Source organism: Niallia sp. FSL W8-0177 (assembly GCF_038006285.1).
Classification (GTDB): Bacteria; Bacillota; Bacilli; order Bacillales; family Cytobacillaceae; genus Niallia; species Niallia circulans_A.
Genome location: NZ_JBBOUX010000001.1, coordinates 3,841,805 through 3,860,926, shown reverse-complemented (window position 1 = coordinate 3,860,926; position 19,122 = coordinate 3,841,805). Strand labels below are relative to the sequence as shown.

18 protein-coding genes are annotated in these 19,122 nt (G+C 37.1%); all 18 read left to right on the top strand.

Features of this window, described 5'->3' with window-relative positions; translation table 11 throughout:
• Positions 1-82 precede the first annotated feature (82 nt).
• Positions 83-1,657, top strand: coding sequence for an L-glutamate gamma-semialdehyde dehydrogenase (gene pruA / locus NST77_RS18765; protein ID WP_171510168.1), 1,575 nt, complete (start codon positions 83-85; stop codon positions 1,655-1,657).
• Positions 1,658-1,946: 289 nt separating this feature from the next.
• A complete protein-coding gene (locus NST77_RS18760; protein WP_341123406.1) occupies positions 1,947-3,602 on the top strand; it encodes a sigma-54 interaction domain-containing protein in 1,656 nt (551 codons plus the stop codon).
• A 72-nt stretch (positions 3,603-3,674) separates the two neighbouring features.
• The gene (locus NST77_RS18755) at positions 3,675-4,130 is read left to right on the top strand and encodes a GNAT family N-acetyltransferase (protein WP_341123405.1); all 456 of its coding nucleotides are present in this window, start codon (positions 3,675-3,677) and stop codon (positions 4,128-4,130) included.
• A gap of 173 nt (positions 4,131-4,303) precedes the next feature.
• Positions 4,304-5,344 carry an L-threonylcarbamoyladenylate synthase gene (locus NST77_RS18750; protein ID WP_095329577.1) on the top strand — a complete coding sequence of 347 codons (1,041 nt, stop codon included), beginning with the start codon at positions 4,304-4,306 and terminating at the stop codon, positions 5,342-5,344.
• Between the two features lie 103 nt (positions 5,345-5,447).
• Positions 5,448-6,002 (top strand): manganese efflux pump MntP, encoded by a 555-nt coding sequence (locus NST77_RS18745; protein ID WP_095329578.1) that lies wholly within the window; start codon positions 5,448-5,450, stop codon positions 6,000-6,002.
• A 245-nt stretch (positions 6,003-6,247) separates the two neighbouring features.
• Complete coding sequence (locus NST77_RS18740; protein ID WP_095329579.1) at positions 6,248-6,697, top strand: low molecular weight protein arginine phosphatase; 450 nt, start codon at positions 6,248-6,250, stop codon at positions 6,695-6,697.
• 30 nt (positions 6,698-6,727) lie between these two features.
• A complete protein-coding gene (locus tag NST77_RS18735; RefSeq protein WP_172859365.1) occupies positions 6,728-8,029 on the top strand; it encodes a methyl-accepting chemotaxis protein in 1,302 nt (433 codons plus the stop codon).
• 80 nt (positions 8,030-8,109) lie between these two features.
• Positions 8,110-8,682, top strand: coding sequence for a TIGR01440 family protein (locus tag NST77_RS18730; RefSeq protein ID WP_095329581.1), 573 nt, complete (start codon positions 8,110-8,112; stop codon positions 8,680-8,682).
• Between the two features lie 421 nt (positions 8,683-9,103).
• Positions 9,104-10,345, top strand: coding sequence for a serine hydroxymethyltransferase (gene glyA / locus NST77_RS18725; protein WP_341123403.1), 1,242 nt, complete (start codon positions 9,104-9,106; stop codon positions 10,343-10,345).
• 231 nt (positions 10,346-10,576) lie between these two features.
• A complete protein-coding gene (upp, locus tag NST77_RS18720) occupies positions 10,577-11,206 on the top strand; it encodes a uracil phosphoribosyltransferase (protein ID WP_095329583.1) in 630 nt (209 codons plus the stop codon).
• Between the two features lie 242 nt (positions 11,207-11,448).
• Positions 11,449-13,656: a S8 family serine peptidase gene (locus tag NST77_RS18715; RefSeq protein WP_235850239.1), complete on the top strand. Its 2,208-nt coding sequence runs from the start codon at positions 11,449-11,451 to the stop codon at positions 13,654-13,656.
• 321 nt (positions 13,657-13,977) lie between these two features.
• On the top strand, positions 13,978-14,373 hold the full coding sequence (locus tag NST77_RS18710; RefSeq protein WP_095329584.1) for an ATP synthase subunit I: 396 nt from the start codon (positions 13,978-13,980) through the stop codon (positions 14,371-14,373).
• A 2-nt stretch (positions 14,374-14,375) separates the two neighbouring features.
• Positions 14,376-15,089, top strand: a complete 714-nt coding sequence (atpB, locus tag NST77_RS18705; protein WP_095329585.1) for a F0F1 ATP synthase subunit A — start codon at positions 14,376-14,378, stop codon at positions 15,087-15,089.
• Positions 15,090-15,155: 66 nt separating this feature from the next.
• A complete protein-coding gene (atpE, locus tag NST77_RS18700; RefSeq protein ID WP_016204791.1) occupies positions 15,156-15,362 on the top strand; it encodes a F0F1 ATP synthase subunit C in 207 nt (68 codons plus the stop codon).
• Between the two features lie 232 nt (positions 15,363-15,594).
• Positions 15,595-16,113 carry a F0F1 ATP synthase subunit B gene (gene atpF, locus NST77_RS18695; protein WP_341123402.1) on the top strand — a complete coding sequence of 173 codons (519 nt, stop codon included), beginning with the start codon at positions 15,595-15,597 and terminating at the stop codon, positions 16,111-16,113.
• A complete protein-coding gene (locus NST77_RS18690; protein WP_095329587.1) occupies positions 16,110-16,646 on the top strand; it encodes a F0F1 ATP synthase subunit delta in 537 nt (178 codons plus the stop codon). The genes atpF and NST77_RS18690 overlap by 4 nt, the downstream gene beginning before the upstream one ends.
• 26 nt (positions 16,647-16,672) lie before the next feature.
• Positions 16,673-18,181: a F0F1 ATP synthase subunit alpha gene (atpA, locus tag NST77_RS18685; RefSeq protein WP_095329588.1), complete on the top strand. Its 1,509-nt coding sequence runs from the start codon at positions 16,673-16,675 to the stop codon at positions 18,179-18,181.
• A 33-nt stretch (positions 18,182-18,214) separates the two neighbouring features.
• Positions 18,215-19,075 carry an ATP synthase F1 subunit gamma gene (gene atpG / locus NST77_RS18680; protein WP_095329589.1) on the top strand — a complete coding sequence of 287 codons (861 nt, stop codon included), beginning with the start codon at positions 18,215-18,217 and terminating at the stop codon, positions 19,073-19,075.
• The last annotated feature ends 47 nt before the right edge of the window (positions 19,076-19,122 follow it).

The window sequence follows — 19,122 nt, the reverse complement described above, 5'->3', positions numbered from 1 at the left end:
GATTGAATCGAGCTCCCCTTTTTATATATTAAGTTTGCAAGACTTAGGATGAAAAAATATAAACAAAAAAGGAGAAATAAAGATGACGAATTTGACAAGTATCCCACCGTATAAAAATGAACCGTTTACCGATTTTACTCAAATCGAGAATCAGCATGCAATGGAAGCGGCTATTCAAAAAGTAAAAAGGGAATTAGGAAAAACATTCCCTCTTGTAATTGGCAAAGACAAAATAATGACAGAAGAAAAAACGGTATCGATTAATCCGGCGAATGTGGATGAAGTCATCGGAGAAGTAAGTAAAGGGAATAAAGAGTATGCGGAAAAGGCTATGCAGGAAGCCTTGCATACGTTTGAGACATGGAAGAAAGTAAAACCAGCTGAGCGTGCTGAATATTTGTTTAAAGCTGCACAATTAATGAGGGAAAGAAAACATGAGTTTTCCGCATACTTAATCTTAGAGTCAGGGAAGAACTGGGTTGAAGCAGATGCAGATACTGCGGAAGCAATTGACTTCCTTGAGTTTTACGGGAGAGAAATGATTCGTTTAAGTGAGACATCGATCCATCAACCGCTGTACCCGACAGCTGGTGAAGTAGATAGTAAGATTACCTATATTCCGCTTGGGGTTGGAATTGTTATTTCTCCATTTAACTTCCCGCTTGCTATTATGGCAGGGACAACAGTTGCTGGAGTCGTATCGGGGAATACTGTTATCTTAAAGCCGTCCGATAATACACCAGTTATTGCCGCTAAGTTTGTGGAATTAATGGAAGAAGTGGGTTTACCATCAGGTGTTATTAATTATCTTCCTGGCGATAGCTTGGAAGTAGGAGAATATTTAGTGGAGCATCCCAAAACAAGATTCATTTCCTTCACTGGATCTCGTGCTGTAGGCTGTCGTATCTATGAGCGTGCGTCTGTTGTACAGCCGGGCCAAATATGGTTAAAGCGAATTGTAGCCGAAATGGGTGGGAAAGATGGCATTGTAGTCGATGAAACAGCAGATCTTGATGCAGCAGCAGAAGCGATTGTGGCAGCGGCATTTGGTTTTCAAGGTCAAAAATGTTCTGCCGGATCTAGAGCAATGATTGTGGAATCTGTGTACGATAAAGTAGTAGAAAAGGTACTAACACGAACAAAAAATCTAGCTATTGGCCTACCAGAGACTAATGCAGCAGTAGGGCCAGTAATTGATGAAAAAGCATTAAACAAAATACTAGGCTATATTGAAATTGGAAAAAACGAAGGGAAACTAGCAATAGGCGGGTCGCGTGCAGAAGGAAATGGCTACTATATTGAACCAACCATTTTTATCGATGTTCCTGCAGATGCTCGCATTATGAAAGAGGAAATTTTTGGTCCAGTTCTTGCAATTTGTAAGGTACCTGATTGGAAAAAAGGTATTGAAGTATACAACGATACAGAATATGGCTTGACTGGCTCCTTTTTTTCTTCTCAAGAAGATCGAATCGAGTATGCATTAGAAAATCAGCATTGCGGCAATTTGTATATTAATAAGAAATGTACTGGTGCATTAGTAGGGGTGCATCCATTCGGGGGCTTTAATATGTCTGGAACGGACTCCAAAGCAGGAGGATTCGATTATCTGTTGCTTTTCACACAAGCGAAACTAAGCACAAAAAAAGTAGTGTAATCAGTGTAATTGCTAGCTGGCTTTTGGAAAAGTGCTAGCAAGCAGTGTTAAATCCATAGTCGAAAATAAATCAACTTTATCAAGCTGACTCTATTAGGAACACAAGAATATTACTAGAAGGAAGTAGTACCTTCTGCATTTTAATCATTCGAGTGTAGTCCTATTAGAGCCAGCTTTTTTCTATAGCATAAATCGCATCCATTTTCCCTTATTGGAAAAAACGGTTATTTAGTGATAAATTAACAATAATAAGGAAAGAAAGGATAAAGATATGTTTACAGATTCACAAATGAAGATTGAAACTTCATTTACCATCCTCTCAGACAACGAAAAAATTAGCACGCTAACAGAGGTGTTAGCAGATTATTCCTACGTTATTATTGAAAGTGAGCAGCTATTTACGATTGGAAATGAAGAGCAATACCTTTTAGCAGCTGTAAGGAATAATCAAACAATAAAAGATTGGCTAGAAGTAAGTAATATATTACCTTCAGAGGTAATTGCTGTACAGGATATAAAGAGAGAAAATCTAAGTTGGTTAAGACCAGTCATTATAAAGACACAAAATGAATTTCAAGGGATTGTAACTGCAACAGCAAGAATCCAAGCTTTACAAAAGGAAAATAAATATCTCGCTACTTATTTTGAAACACTTGCAGAGACAATGAATGATGCTGTAACAGCAGTAGATAGTGATGGAACCGTTTTTTACTGGAATAGTGTAGCAGAAGATACCTATCAAATTACAAAAGCAGCGATTATCGGCAAAAAAATTGGCGAGCATTTTGAAACAGATTCGATTCAATTGCATCGTATTTTAAAAGAAGGCAATCCGATTAGAGGAACGTATCATCGCCCAAATGAACATACACATGTGTTAATTAATGCTTCACCTGTTCTTGTAGATAATAAAATAATCGGTGGCATTTCAACAGAACATGATATTACGAAGCTAATACACCTAAATCAAGAATTAGATTCGACTACCTCTATATATGTACAAAAAGATGAGCCTTTTTCTTCTATTTTATCAAGCAGCAAAGAAGTGAAAAGAGCGGTTGAAATGGCACAAAAAATAGCCTCGGCTGAAATACCTGTTCTTATATCTGGAGAAACAGGTACCGGAAAAGAACAGCTAGCGCAAGCGATTCACTATGGGGGATCGAAAAGAAAGAATCAGTTTTTATCGTTAAATTGTTCCACTGTTCCAAAAGATTTGGTGGAGATGGAACTGTTTGGATATCAGAAAATGACTTTTAATGCAGGAGATCCAGAAGAAATAGAAGGAAAGATAGAACAGGCTGAGTCAGGGACACTCTTTATCGAAGAAGTAGATAAAATGCCTTTAGCCGTTCAGGAAAAACTTTTGCACTATATGACAGAGCGATCCTTTACTAGGGTTGGTGGGGAGCAGCAGAAAAAGCCAGCAACAAGACTTATTTTATCTTCTACCCAGCCTCTAGGAGAGTTAGTAAGAAAAGGGGAATTTAACGAAAAGCTTTATTACCAAATTAGCGTTGTCCATATTGAAATTCCTCCCCTCCGCAACCGAAAAGAAGATATACCGCATTTAGTTAATAGTTTTATAAAGATGTACAATGAAAAATATCAGAAAAACATAATAAAAATAAATGAACAAGCAATGCATATTGTATGTTCATACGATTGGCCAGGTAATATAAAAGAGTTGAAGAATGTGATAGAGCATAGTGTATTAGTATGTGAGGGGAATAGAGAATTAACGCTTGAACATATCCCGGCAGAAATTGTGGAAAAGTATAAGGTTTCTATTCGGGGTGAAAGAGGGAATAGGGAAGATAACGAAATGGAACGAATAGAAGAAGCGCTCAAAAAAACCTATGGAAATAAGAGTGCTGCAGCAACATTGCTAGGAATATCAAGAGGAACGCTATATAACAAAATAAAAGAATTTGGCCTTAAGTAAGAAATCTCGCATTTTTTCCTCCATCATTTCATAGTAATAGATTAAATACTAGATGGTGAGGGGATGAGGAAGATGCATATCATTCGACAAGCAGAAATAGGAGATTTAGAAAGAATTGCTGCTTTTTTAACAAATGCAGAAGTGACAGTAGAAGGGTTGCAAGAATGGCTGGACTACTTTTTGCTTATGGAAGCGGAAGCTGATCAAACTCTGATAGGCACAATTGGAATAGAACCTTTTGGGAAAACAGGATTACTGCGTTCGATGGTTCTTTCTAAAGGAAATGTGGAAGATATATTGTTTTTAATACAGCAAGCGTTAAAATTAGCGAAGGATAAAGACCTGGATGCTATCTATTGTAAGGTTCATAATCCGCATTCCATGCAATTATTTCGTTTATTAGGATTTCAAGCGATAGAAGAAGAAAACATTCCAGCAGCAATGAAAGAGTCGAATACTGTAAAAAACGTTTACACTGTTGATAAGTTACATTTTATGTATATTCCGATGAATATTGTGGATAAATAGTAAAAGTTATCCACTTTTCAGGGGTGTTTATTCACAATTTGTGGACAAGTCAGATTTTTATCCCCATTTAAGAAGAAACTTGTCCTTTTTCACAAATGGTGGTATTGTCGAAAAATGAGGAATAAGAAGCGATTTAGAGAAATTGATATTAGAATGGAAAAAGGTGGATTTGAATGAAGACAAATTATTGGTCAGTGGATAAAAATGTGGATAAAGAGGAAAGTTATTCACAAATAAAACAAGCTGCTGATCTTTTAAGAAAAAATGAGGTGGTTGCGTTTCCGACAGAAACGGTTTATGGCCTTGGGGGAAATGCAAAAGAAGATTCCGCCATTTCAAAAATATTTGCTGCTAAAGGAAGACCGTCTGACAATCCGCTTATCATCCATATTGCAAAACGAGAGCAATTAGATGAATTAGTTGAAAAGGTGCCGGAGACAGCGGAGAAATTAATGGATGCCTTCTGGCCGGGACCACTTACGATTATTTTCGAAAAGAAAAATGGGGTGTTATCGGAGTTGTCGACTGCTGGTCTTTCTACAGTAGGGATTCGAATGCCTAATCACCCTGTTGCATTACAGATTATTGAGCAATCAGCCCTGCCCATTGCAGCTCCAAGTGCTAACCGTTCTGGGAAACCGAGTCCTACGAAAGCAATTCATGTGAAAGAAGATTTAGATACATACATTGCCGGAATAGTGGATGGTGGTTCCACAGGAGTAGGTGTAGAGTCTACTGTTGTGGATTGTACGGATGAGAAAGTAATGATTCTCCGCCCAGGAGGCATTACAAAAGAACAACTAGAAAGTGTTGTTGGCGAAGTGAAAGTTGATCAGGCGCTGACTGATACGGAAATAAAACCAAAGTCACCTGGCATGAAATATACTCATTACGCTCCCAATGCGCCATTGTTTTTAGTCGATGGTTCTAAGGAGAAAATTCAATTACTAATAGAAGAAGAAAAACAAAAGGGACATAGAGTCGGTGTCTTAACTACAGAGGAAAATAAAGTATTCTATCAAGCTGATTTTATTTATGCTTGTGGTGAGCGACAGGATCTATCTACGGTAGCCGCTGATCTATATGATGGTTTGCGAAGCTTTGATCATCAGCAAGTGGATATTATTTTCGGAGAAATTTTTCCGACAGAGGGTGTTGGACAAGCTGTTATGAACAGACTGATGAAAGCTGCTTCCCACCAAGTAATAAAATAGTATTTAAATCAGAAGTTAGCTCTTAAATTATTTGCAGATTCTTACTTCTAAAAGAACTTGGACGTGCATAATCTCTAATGAGCAAGTCCAAGGGGGCCAAAAAATGTCTGCAGTCGTAGGAGAACTTTTTACACTTATTTTAATGGCATTTGCTTTAGGAATGGATGCATTTTCGGTTGGGCTAGGGATGGGGATGTTTCAATTAAGATTAAAGCAAATCGCAAAAATCGGTTTTATAATTGGGGTTTTTCATGTAATAATGCCTTTGCTGGGGATGATTACAGGGAAGTTTCTTTCGGAAAATTTTAGTGAAATAGCCGGATATATAGGTGGAGCACTTCTGGTTATATTAGGAATTCAAATGATTTGGACAGGATTTAAAGAAGTGGAGACAAGTCGCATTACGCCGGCTGGTCTCGGCTTGCTTCTATTTGCGGTTAGTGTTAGTTTGGACAGCTTCTCCGTTGGTTTAAGTCTAGGAATATATCAGGCAAGAACAGTAGTGGTTCTGCTTTGCTTTGGAATTAGTGCGATGGTGCTGACGTGGTTAGGCTTACTAATTGGAAGAAAAGTACAGGGTTGGTTAGGCTCCTATGGAGAAATGCTTGGAGGAGGAATCCTTCTTATTTTTGGAATCAAGCTGCTTATTAGTTTATAGTAGTTCTAGATACGGAGAAGTGGCTTTCATCTTTTGGTGAAAGCCATTTCGCGTTCGTTTGTTTAGAAAATATAGAGTGAAAAGACAATTTTTTAGGTAGTGTAAAATACTAACAATTAATAAATGCTAAAAATATACTAGTTTTAACCGATAATAAACGAGTATTTGCACCGTCTTCTTTGTAGGTTAAATAGAATTTTTAGGTAAAATGGTCTATAATAGAACCATATAAAGGAGGATAAATGATGATTCGCATATTGTTTGTTTGTACAGGTAACACGTGCAGAAGTCCAATGGCAGAAGCTATTTTAAAGCATAAATTTTCTGCTGATGTCGAAGTCAAATCCGCTGGAGTCTATGCGGTAGATGGTAGTGCTGCATCTTTGCAGGCGCAGGAGGTTCTTTCTGAAAAGGGAATCCAGCATAACCATTTTTCCACAATGGTCACAAAAGAGTTAATAGACTGGGCGAATTATATATTCACTATGACAAAAGGACATAAAAATATGCTTGTGTCAGCATATCCATCCTCCATTGAGAAAACGTTTACGATAAAAGAATATGCAGAGGATGACCTGAATGGGGATGTGAGTGATCCTTTTGGAGGGACTGTTTCGATGTATCGAGACACATATGAAGAATTAGAAATCTTGATAGATAAAATAATGGAAAAAATAACAAAAAGTGAGTGGTAAGGTGTTTCTTATTCATGAGGGGGAAAAAGAGTGGGAACAAAGGGGCAGTATAAGTTTAGTTTACGAAAGAAATTGGCGCTATTTATTACGATTCTTGCGATTATTACGTATTCAACAAGTGCTTTTTTTATGTATATTCTCTATCCAGTCATTGAAAGCAAAATCGCCATTAGTTCCGTTATTTTTAATATTGTCACCTTAGTATTAGGTATATTTTGGTCTGGTTTTTTGGGCTTTTTGGCGGCGGGGTTTATTATTAAACCGTTAAAGCGATTGGAACAAAGTGCATTAAAAGCCGCACATGGAGATATAAGCCAAGATGCGGAAGTTTCAAAATCAGATGATGAAATTAAATCTTTAGGTTTAGCCTTTAATCATATGCTTTTTAATTTACGCGACATGGTTCAAAGTATTGAAAATAATTTTAACAAAACAAACGAAACAGTAAAACGGATTTCTGCTGAATCGGATAATGCACTGGAGCAAACATTAGCAATTTCTAATTCGGTTGGAGAAATTGCTGGGGGGGCTGAAATGTCTGCACAAAGTGTACAAGCATCAGCAGAGTCTGTGGAAGAATCAATGAATATCGCTCTTAGTGTGGAAAAAAAAGCGAATATGTCCAAATCTATTTCCGGACAAATGTCTGAAAAGTTAATAGAGACAAATACAGTAGTTCGTTCCTTGGTGGATGGGATGATGGAGTTGGCAGTAGAAAATACGCATTCCTTAAAGTCTGTGCAAAATTTAGAAATTCACTCTAAAGAAATTGAAGAAGTGTTAAAGCTTGTTGGAGAAATTGCCTCACAGACGAATTTATTAGCATTAAATGCTTCTATTGAAGCTGCACGAGCTGGAGAACATGGTGCTGGCTTTAGCGTGGTTGCTGAAGAAGTAAGAAGACTTGCTGATGAGAGTGGTAAAGCAGTAGAAGGAATTGCGGAGATTATCCGTAATATGCAGACAGAAGTTAAAAATGTCGTCACGCAAATTACAAACCAAGTCGAGAATGCCCAAGAAAAAGCGGAAACAGGGAAGAAAACGAATTTAATTTTCAATGAAATGAATGAAACTACAAATAAAATGATAGATGCAACAGCTGATATAACCGAATTGATTCATAAGCAAAAACAGCAAATTTATGAAACAACTCAGCAATCGCAAGAAGTTGCAGCGATTGCGGAAGAAACGGCTGCCGGAGCACAACAGGTAACGAATATTGCGGATAATCAAACGGCACTTATTCGCAAGGTGGATGGATTAGCATTGGAATTACAAGCGCATGCAGAAGAATTGCAGCAAACCATTTGTCGTTTTCAAATTAAAGAATAGTATACTTGTACTCCCTATATCTTTGTGCAATGATGGTTATAGTATAAGAAATGTAGGTAACTTGAAGAGGGGTGTTTGAATTGAATGAGGAAACACTTAAGCTAAAGGAGCAGTTACAAACGATTCTAACGGAATATCAAGAACAGGCACAGCTGAAAGAACAGCAATTATTTGTGATTGGCTGCAGTACAAGTGAAGTTATCGGCCAAAAGATTGGTACCGCGGGAACGGTAGATGTCGCTTCCTTAATTTTTGAAGAATGCCAAAAATTTCAGCAGCAAGCAGGGATTTCGCTTGCTTTTCAATGCTGTGAACATTTAAACCGAGCTTTGGTAGTCGAAAGAAAAGTAATGTTAGCAAGGAACTTACCGGAAGTTTCTGTTGTACCGGTGCGTCATGCCGGTGGAGCTATGGCCACTTTTGCTTTTCAGCAGATGGAAGATCCGGTGGTCGTAGAGTTTATTCAGGCAGATGGCGGAATCGATATTGGCGACACCTTTATTGGTATGCACTTAAAGCATGTTGCTGTACCAATCAGAACCTCGCTGAAGGAACTAGGAAATGCTCATGTCACACTGGCGAAATCCCGTCCTAAATTAATTGGTGGTCCAAGAGCTGTATATGAGAACACAAAAGAAAATCTTTCTTGTTAATGAAAAACCAATGAAATTCCTGCATGCTTTTTAGGGATTTTGTTGGTTTCTTGTTTTTATGCACTGGCGTTGAAATTAAGAAGAGAGAGAAAAAAGATAATAGAGACTCCGACACCTCCGCTCACCTATATCCTATTCCCCTGAGTACTATCGCTAAATAATAATTTTTTGCTAAGAAAACCACCCAATGATAATAAAAAAATTAATATTTTAACACAGGTTCATTTTATTGAAATAGTAGAAAAATAATTTTTTTTGTATCTTTTAAAAAAAATAACGAAAATACTTTAAAAAAACCGAACGAAAAGTGTATAAATCATTTGATAATTCGTAAATTTGCTCTTTCTTTTTAAAATATATACATGATAGAATAGAGGCAGATTTACGGTGGAAAAGAGAGAATAGTCGGGAGGAAATACATATGAAGCATTTAGCGGAGCAAGATGAACTGGTTTTTAAAGCAATAAAACAAGAATTAGGACGCCAAAGAGCGAAGATTGAATTGATTGCATCAGAAAACTTTGTTAGTGAAGCGGTAATGGAAGCGCAAGGATCTGTATTAACTAATAAATATGCAGAAGGTTATCCTGCTAAACGTTATTATGGTGGATGTGAATATGTAGATATTGTCGAGGATATTGCTCGTGATCGTGCGAAGGAAATCTTCGGTGCGGAACATGTAAACGTACAACCGCATTCAGGTGCGCAAGCAAATATGGCTGTTTATTTTACCATTTTAGAGCATGGAGATACTGTGTTAGGAATGAATTTGTCACACGGTGGGCATTTAACACACGGTAGCCCTGTTAATTTTAGTGGTGTTCAATATAATTTCGTGGAGTATGGTGTGGATAAAGAAACACATTATATTAACTACGAAGATGTTCGTGAAAAAGCGTTGGCTCATAAACCAAAATTAATCGTAGCTGGAGCAAGTGCATATCCACGTGAAATCGATTTTGCGAAATTCCGTGAAATTGCTGATGAGGTTGGAGCATACTTAATGGTGGATATGGCTCATATAGCTGGTTTGGTTGCTGCAGGCTTACATCAAAATCCAGTTCCTTATGCTGATTTTGTTACTACTACAACACATAAAACTTTACGTGGGCCACGTGGAGGAATGATTCTATGCAAAGAGGAATATGCGAAGAAGATTGATAAATCTATTTTTCCAGGAATTCAAGGTGGTCCGTTGATGCATGTAATTGCAGCAAAGGCTGTTGCCTTCGGGGAAGCATTGCAAGCTGATTTTAAAGATTATGCAGAGAATATTATTGCAAATGCAAAGAGGTTAGCAAGTGGTCTGCAAAAAGAAGGATTAAACTTAGTGTCGAACGGTACGGATAATCATTTATTATTAGTTGACCTTCAATCATTGGGTTTATCTGGAAAAGTGGCAGAGCATGTATTGGATGAAGTGGGGATTACTGTAAATAAAAACACAATTCCTTATGATCCAGCAAGTCCTTTTGTGACAAGTGGAATCCGCATTGGAACAGCAGCGGTAACATCTCGTGGCTTTAGTTTAGAGGACATGGATGAAATAGCATCTATTATTGGGTTTACACTTAAAAACCATGAAGACGCTGAGAAGTTAGCAGAAGCTGCCAAAAGAGTAACAGCATTAACAAGTAAATTTGAATTGTACAAGGAACTATAAGAGGAAGAGAACAATCGATAAGACGCATAGCGGCTTATTGACTGTTCTCTTTTTTTAAGACGATTTTTTTTCTAGGTTTTCGGAAAAACTATCATAGAAAATTCAAATTTAGAAAAGAATTTCAGTTGATTCAGAAATACTTTTTCTGTAGAATAAATAGAAGTGTGTTAACGAAGTATCCTGTCGAAAAAAGTGGATATTTATACTAATGAAGGAACGGAGTGAATAGTTGTGGCAAAAGTATATGTATTTGATCACCCATTAATTCAGCATAAACTTACATACATCAGAGAAAAACAAACAGGTACGAAGGAATTTAGGGAGTTAGTAGACGAAGTGGCTACTTTAATGGCTTTTGAAATTACTCGTGATATGCCATTAGAAGAAATTGAAATTGATACACCGGTCGCAAGAACAAAATCAAAAGTTCTTTCAGGTAAAAAACTGGGTATCGTTCCTATCCTGCGTGCTGGTATCGGAATGGTGGATGGGGTTCTAAAATTAATCCCTGCTGCGAAAGTTGGACATATTGGATTATATCGTGATCCTAAAACATTAAAGCCAGTGGAATACTATGTTAAGTTACCTTCGGATGTCGAAGAAAGAGATTTTATTGTTGTAGACCCAATGCTTGCTACTGGTGGTTCTGCAATTGAAGCAATTCACTCTTTAAAAAATAGAGGCGGAAAAAATATTAAATTTATGTGCTTAATCGCAGCTCCTGAAGGGGTAGAGGCATTAAAAGAGGCACACCCAGATGTAGATATCTACATTGCGGCACTAGATGAAAAATTAAATGAAAAAGGTTATATTATACCAGGTCTAGGAGACGCTGGAGACCGATTATTTGGTACAAAATAATACCGTTGGAAGAAATGCTCAGAGCAACATAGCTCTGGGTATTTTTTTATTCTGCTCATCTAAAAAAGTCTTCTTAGGAAAAGAATCTTTATAAATTTGAGAGTCTTTTGCTTTCCTCAATAGTTGAATATTCATTTGTGATAAATGTCACATCTGGATTGCGATGTGTATTTTTGCCAATACATAAAAACACAACTTGCGGTCAAAATAAAAAGCATAAAGATTTGCAGGGGGCGGTAATAATGCTACAAAAAACACTCGGAATTCTCCTCTTTATACCACTATTACTATCACATTTAACAATGGCAGCATCTTTAAAAACTCCAAATCTTCCCTCGCAAAATTCCAATGAAGTTCAAATTGCTATTGTGCATACAAAGAAGAATTATGCCGAACAAGAAATCGATCGGCTGCTTAGCCGATATCCTGATTTAAAAAGAAGATATATTTTTACAGAGGTATTCAGTGGTTTTTCTGTGGAAGGACCGGTATATGAACTTGAAAAATTAAAACAAAGCGAAAGCGTGAACCAAGTCTCAAAGGTTCAGACTTATATGGCAGAAGCAGAAGACCCAGTTGAAATAATAGGAGCAGATGAAATTAGGAATTACTTAGGCAAGTCATTAGATCATATTAGTGGCAAAGGAATAAAAATAGGGGTCATCGATACAGGGATAGATTATCAACATCCTGATTTAGCCAAAAATTATCGGGGTGGCTATGATTTCGTGGATAAGGACAAGGACCCGATGGAAACAAAAGGGTTAGGGAATAAAGATACTTTTCATGGAACTCATGTTGCTGGAATTATTGCAGCAAACGGAAAAATCAAAGGAGTTGCTCCGAACGCAACAATTTATGCCTATAGAGCATTAGGTCCAGGTGGTTCTGGAACAACAGAACAAATATTAGCAGCAATCGATAGAGCTGTCAGAGATAAAGTTGATATTATCAATTTATCATTAGGCAGTGATGTGAACGGCCCAGATTTGCCAATTAGTCTGGCTTTAAATGAAGTCGTTAAGAAGGGGATAATTGCGGTTGCAGCAGCTGGAAACGCTGGCCCGGCCGAATGGACAGTTGGCTCTCCAGGAACAGCAGCTAAAGCCATTTCCGTTGGCGCTACCACGCCAAATATCCATACTCCTTTTTTCACCATAAATGATAAGAAAATTGCCTTAACAAATATGGAGAACAGTAAAGAATGGAAGGGGATGGCATCTATTCCATTAGCAAGCGGTGGAATAGGAAAGAAGCAGCAGTTAACGAATGCAAAAGGAAAGTTAGTATTAATAGAAAGAGGAGAATTGACATTTACTGAAAAAGTGCAGAATGCCTATGAGGCTGGGGCGGTCGGGGTATTAATATTTAATAACTTGCCCGGAGCATTTCAAGGAATGCTAGAAAAAGAAGTCCCTATACCAGTAGCAGGAATTACAAAGGAGGAAGGAGAATTTATAAAGAAGACTATTCAAAAAAAGAAAATATATGTAACCATCGAAAAAAAGTGGGAAAAGGATATACTGGCAGATTTTAGCTCGCGTGGACCTGTTACAAGTACATGGGAAATTAAACCAGATGTTCTCGCGCCTGGAGTTGTGATAAATAGCACAGTTCCAGATGGATATATGGCTTTACAGGGAACAAGTATGGCAGCTCCGTTTGTTGCTGGAGCCTGTGCGTTATTGTTGGAAGTGCATCCTGACTGGGGTCCGGAAGAAGTAAAAGCGGCTTTAATGAATACCGCAAAGTCAGTCAAAAATAGACAAAATGTGACATATAAAGTGTATGAGCAGGGAGCGGGTCGAATTCAAGTTGACCAAGCCGTAGATGCCAATATTTTAATTATGCCAGGTAGTATTCGTTTCGGAAAATATAAATTAGTAAAAGAAAAGAATCAATATAAAGCGTATATCACTATTAAAAATGCAGGGAAAAGAAAGGAAAAAATATCTTTTGATTTTCCCAAAGGAAAGCGCGGGATTAGCTGGAAACTTCCTCTTTCTTTTACAATAAAACCAGGAGAAAAGAAAAATATTCCAATAATAATGAATATCGATGATAACCTTTTCAATAGGAAACTGCAAGATGGTATAATTAGAGTGAGGGCAGGCGGAAAATTAATTGAATTACCCTATTTATATGTATTGGAAGAACCAGATTATCCAAGAATTATGGGATTCGATTTTCACAAGAAAAATGGAGAAAGCTGTTATGAATATGAGACCTATTTGCCGACTGGTGCTGAAGAATTTGGAATTGCTCTTTTTAGAGAAGATACATTACAATTTGTCCGGTTTCTAGATTGGAAAAAAGAAGTAAAAAGAGGTCGGTTAAAAGGTGAATTTGCCCTAACAAAAGTAGAAGAAGCAGGGACATATCGAATGAAAATATTTGCCAAAAAAGCTGGGAAGGAGGACATGCTTGAAAAAATTCTAAAAATAAAATAAGCTATAAGAAAGAGATTGTTAAATGGTGAGCAATGAATTTTTTTTTTTGTATTTAAATGCATTGACATTGACAATACCCTATTGTATGCTTACAAGGGGTATGAATAGGTTTTCACCCGCGGAGTATCAAGATTTTAACACTAGTATAGTGTTAATAGAGTTAAGGGGCAAGCGATATAATCGCTTCGTTTATCGGTTGAAAAGGAAAGATAAACATATGGTATAATGCCCGAAATGATACAAAAGGAATGTGCTTTTTCTCTGCTTCGCTTTATTTTCGCGGGTTTAGAGTGATGCCCTGAAAATAAGGAGGATAGAGAATTGGAACAATTGTTTGAGATTTATATGAGGGTTAAGAAATACCTTTATTTCTTTTTATCATTTTGTGCATTTGCTTGGGCGCTCACCCCCTATCAATCTGTTTTTCTTGGTCTATTCGTCGGGACAAGTGCCAGTGTATTCAATCTCACCTTACTGGTTAGAAGAGCAAAGGTCTTTGATAAAGCCATTGAAGAACAAGGAAAGGTTTATGGCTTAGGAACCATTTCCCGAATGGCTACAGCAGTAATAGTTTGCTTAATTGCCGTAGAATATCCACAAAAAGTTCACTTAATAAGTGTTGTAATTGGATTGATGACAGCTTATATTGTCATTATGGCAGATTATTTAGTGCGTTATTTTATTTTACATAAGAATGGTGAGAAAAGAGGTGAGTAATATTGCATCATGAAGCACCGATTCATGAACACTTTGGATTATATTTTAACTATTCCAATGTTTTAATGATTGTTGTATCAAGTTTAATTGTTTTTTTAATTGCGTTTTTTCTCACTCGGAATCTTCAAATGAAGCCGACCGGCAGACAAAATTTGATGGAGTGGATTATGGACTTTGTCCGTAATATTATTAAAAATAACATGGATTGGAAAGACGGAGGAAGGTTTCATGTTTTAGGAATCACTCTTCTAATGTATATCTTTATTTCCAATATGTTAGGTTTACCTTTTGCTATTACAGTAGACCATCAGCTTTGGTGGAAATCGCCAACTGCAGACCCTGGTGTAACGTTAACGCTGGCAATTATGGTAGTCGGTTTAACTCATTACTACGGTGTCAAAATGCGTGGTACAAAAGGGTACTTTAAAGAGTTTGTCCAACCAGTAGGATTTTTATTACCATTGAAAATAGTAGAGGAATTTTCAAACACACTCACACTGGGTCTTCGTTTATACGGAAACATTTATGCAGGTGAGGTACTACTAAACTTACTAGTAAATGGTTTAGCGAAAGCCAATTATATTGGAACAGTAGCGGCCTTCCCATTAACAATGGTATGGCAGGGATTCTCCATTTTTATCGGAAGTATCCAAGCATTTATTTTCACTTTATTAACAATGGTTTATATGGCTCATAAAGTAAGTCAAGACCATTAATATATATACCCAGTTCAGAATATGGACAAACTTTATAATAATTACAATTTAGGGAGGATTTTAATAATGGGTTCATTAGCAGCAGCAATTGCAATTGGTTTAGCAGCACTAGGTGCAGGTTTAGGTAACGGATTAATCGTTTCTCGTACAGTAGAAGGGATTGCTCGTCAGCCAGAAGCAAGAGGTATGCTTCAATCAACAATGTTCATCGGGGTTGCATTCGTAGAGGCGATTCCTATCATGGCGGTTGTTATCGCATTTATGGTTCTTTAATAGAATAAGAATAATATTATTCCAGTTATGGCGAAGATCATTCGATAAGAACCTTCGCCATTCCTTTATTTAAAATCAACAATTCACATGAAAAACATGTGAAAAGCGTATTTCGATAGCTAACAAATTGTTCCTATTATTTTATAAATAAGCATATTCACCTTTTTTCCATAAGCGAATAAAGGTTTCCTGTATGTGATACAAAACACTATCTGAAAGGAGTGAATCAAGCGTGTTCACAAATGGATTAGTATTAGGTGCCGTAATGAATTTTGCGGGCGGTGATGTAATCGTTCAATTACTATCTTTCTTATTATTACTGTGGGCAATCAAAAAATTTGCATGGGGTCCTTTAATGAAAATGATGAAGGATCGTGAGGAATTTGTTGCAAATGAAATAGATAATGCAGAGAAAAGCAGACAAGAAGCTGCCAAACTATTAGAAGAACAAAGAGCATTATTAAAAGAAGCACATAATGACGCACAAGAATTAATTGATAAAGCAAAACAACAAGCAGATGCTCAAAGAGAAACAATCATTGATGATGCAAGAAAAGATGCAGAGCGAATCAAAAATTCTGCTCTAGTAGAAATTGAACAGCAAAAAGAAAAAGCTGTTGCAACAATTCGCGATCAGGTCACTTCTCTTTCTGTTTTAATCGCTTCTAAAGTGATTGAAAAAGAATTAAATGAACAAGATCAAGAAAAGTTAATTCATGATTACATTCAAGAGGTAGGCGAGAAACGATGATGGATACAGGTGTTGCAAAGCGTTATGCTTTAGCCCTTTTCCAAATCGCCAAAGAAAACGGACAGATCGATCAGCTAGATGAAGAAGTACGAGTAGTAAGATCATTAGTCACTTCTTCACCTGATATTCATACATTTCTACAATCTCCTAATATTGCATTAGAAAAGAAAAAAGAAATGGTGAAAGTGGCATTTGCTTCTGCGAGTGAGTATATACAAAACCTTTTAATGCTATTGATTGATCGTCATCGTGAAGAGATGATTACTAGTATATGTGATCAATTTATTGCACTAGTTAATGAAGCAAAAGGGATTGCAGATGCAAAAGTATATTCCATCAAACCGTTAACTATGGATGAGAAAAGAGCTATTTCAGCTACATTCGCTGCAAAAGTGGGGAAAATATCGCTAAATATTGAAAATATCATTGATTCTAACCTATTAGGCGGAATTAAGGTGAGAATCGGTAATCAAATATATGATGGTAGTCTTCAAGGGAAGCTGAACCGTCTACAACGACAATTATTAGGATAGTAATTCTTTAGATAGGGGTGAAACGCATGAGCATCAAAGCGGAAGAAATCAGTGCTCTTATAAAAAAGCAAATTGAAAGTTACCAATCGGAAGTTCAAGTAAGTGAAGTTGGTACTGTAATTAATATTGGTGATGGTATTGCTCGTGTACATGGCCTAGATAACTGTATGGCTGGAGAGCTTGTTGAATTTTCTAATGGAGTAATGGGCTTAGCTCAAAACCTAGAAGAAAGCAATGTCGGTATCATTATTCTTGGACCTTATACAGATATTCGTGAAGGTGATGAAGTTCGTCGTACCGGAAGAATCATGGAAGTCCCAGTAGGAGATGCGCTGATTGGACGCGTAGTAAACCCTCTTGGTCAACCAGTTGATGGACTAGGTGCAATTAACACTACCAAGACTCGTCCAATTGAGTATTTAGCACCTGGTGTAATGGATCGTAAATCAGTAAGTGAGCCACTTCAAACAGGAATTAAGGCCATTGATGCACTAGTGCCGATCGGTCGTGGACAACGTGAGTTAATCATTGGTGACCGTCAAACAGGTAAAACATCTGTAGCGATCGATACGATTCTAAACCAAGCAGACCAAGATATGGTTTGTATTTATGTTGCGATTGGACAAAAGGAATCAACAGTACGTAACGCTGTAGAAACATTACGTAAAAATGGTGCATTAGATTACACAATCGTTGTAACAGCATCTGCTTCTCAACCAGCACCACTTCTATACTTAGCTCCATATGCTGGTGTAGCAATGGGTGAAGAGTTTATGTATAACGGTAAACACGTTTTAATCGTATATGATGATTTAACAAAACAAGCATCTGCTTATCGTGAACTGTCCCTATTACTTCGTCGTCCTCCAGGTCGTGAAGCATATCCAGGGGATGTATTCTACTTGCATTCACGTCTACTTGAGCGTGCCGCTAAATTGAGTGATGCAAAAGGTGGAGGGTCAATTACGGCTCTACCATTTATTGAAACACAGGCAGGAGATGTTTCTGCTTATATTCCAACAAACGTAATTTCGATTACAGATGGACAAATTTTCTTACAATCTGATCTATTTTTCTCCGGCGTACGTCCAGCGATTAATGCAGGTTTATCTGTTTCTCGTGTTGGTGGTTCTGCCCAAATCAAAGCAATGAAAAAGGTTGCTGGAACATTACGTCTTGACCTTGCATCATTCCGTGAGCTAGAGTCATTCGCTCAATTTGGATCTGATTTAGATAAAGCGACACAAGATAAATTAAATCGTGGTGCTCGTACAGTAGAAGTATTGAAACAAGATCTTAATAAGCCATTAAAAGTTGAAAAACAAGTTGCAATTCTATATGCACTTACACGTGGTCATTTAGATGATATTCCTGTAGTGGATATTAAACGTTTCGAAGAAGAATTCTTAAATTGGTTAGATCATAATCATACAAATGTGGTAGAACATATTGTTAAAACTAAGGATCTTCCATCTGATGATGATATGAACGCAGCAATTAACGACTTCAAAAAAACGTTTGTAGCTTCTGAATAAGAAGGCAAACTTATAGATTGGTGGTGAGAATCTTTGGCATCTTTACGTGATATAAAAGCTCGTATTGACTCAACAAAAAAGACTAGCCAAATTACGAAAGCCATGCAGATGGTGTATTCGGCGAAAATGAATAGAGCGGTTATTAATGTAAAAGCATTTATTCCGTATATGTCTAAAATGGAAGAAGTGACACATTCTGTGGCTCTAGGCAGCTCAGGTGTTAGCCATCCAATGCTTCAAACACGCCCTGTTAAAAAAACAGGATATCTGGTTATTACTTCTGAACGTGGATTAGCAGGAGCATACAACAGTAACGTACTAAGAAAGCTAAATCAAACAATTAAAGAACGTCATCAATCAAAAGATGAATATGCCATAATTGTTATTGGTAGAATCGGTCGAGACTTTCTATTAAAGCAAGGACATAATGTCATTTTGGATGTAGTGGGAATTCCTGATTTACCAGATTTCCTAGATATTAGAGATGTAACAAGCAAAGCAGTAGGTATGTATGATGATGGTACTTTTGATGAACTTTATGTTTACTATAGTCATTATGTAAGTGCTATTCAGCAGGATGTGATAGAGAAGAAGGTTCTTCCGTTAACGGAAATGGATGCTTCTAATAAGACATTAACATCCTATGAATTTGAGCCATCAGCAGAAGAAATTCTCGATGTTCTATTACCACAGTATGCAGAAAGTCTACTTTATGGTGCTCTGCTTGATAGTAAAGCTAGTGAGCATTCTGCACGTATGACAGCGATGAAGAATTCTACTGATAATGCGAAAGAATTAATAGACAATTTAAGTTTACAGTATAACCGTGCAAGACAAGCAGCGATTACACAAGAGATTACGGAAATCGTTGGTGGAGCTGCAGCGTTAGAATAACGATATAAATAAGTTCTGCTAGACTTAATGTTTTAGCAGAACCTGCT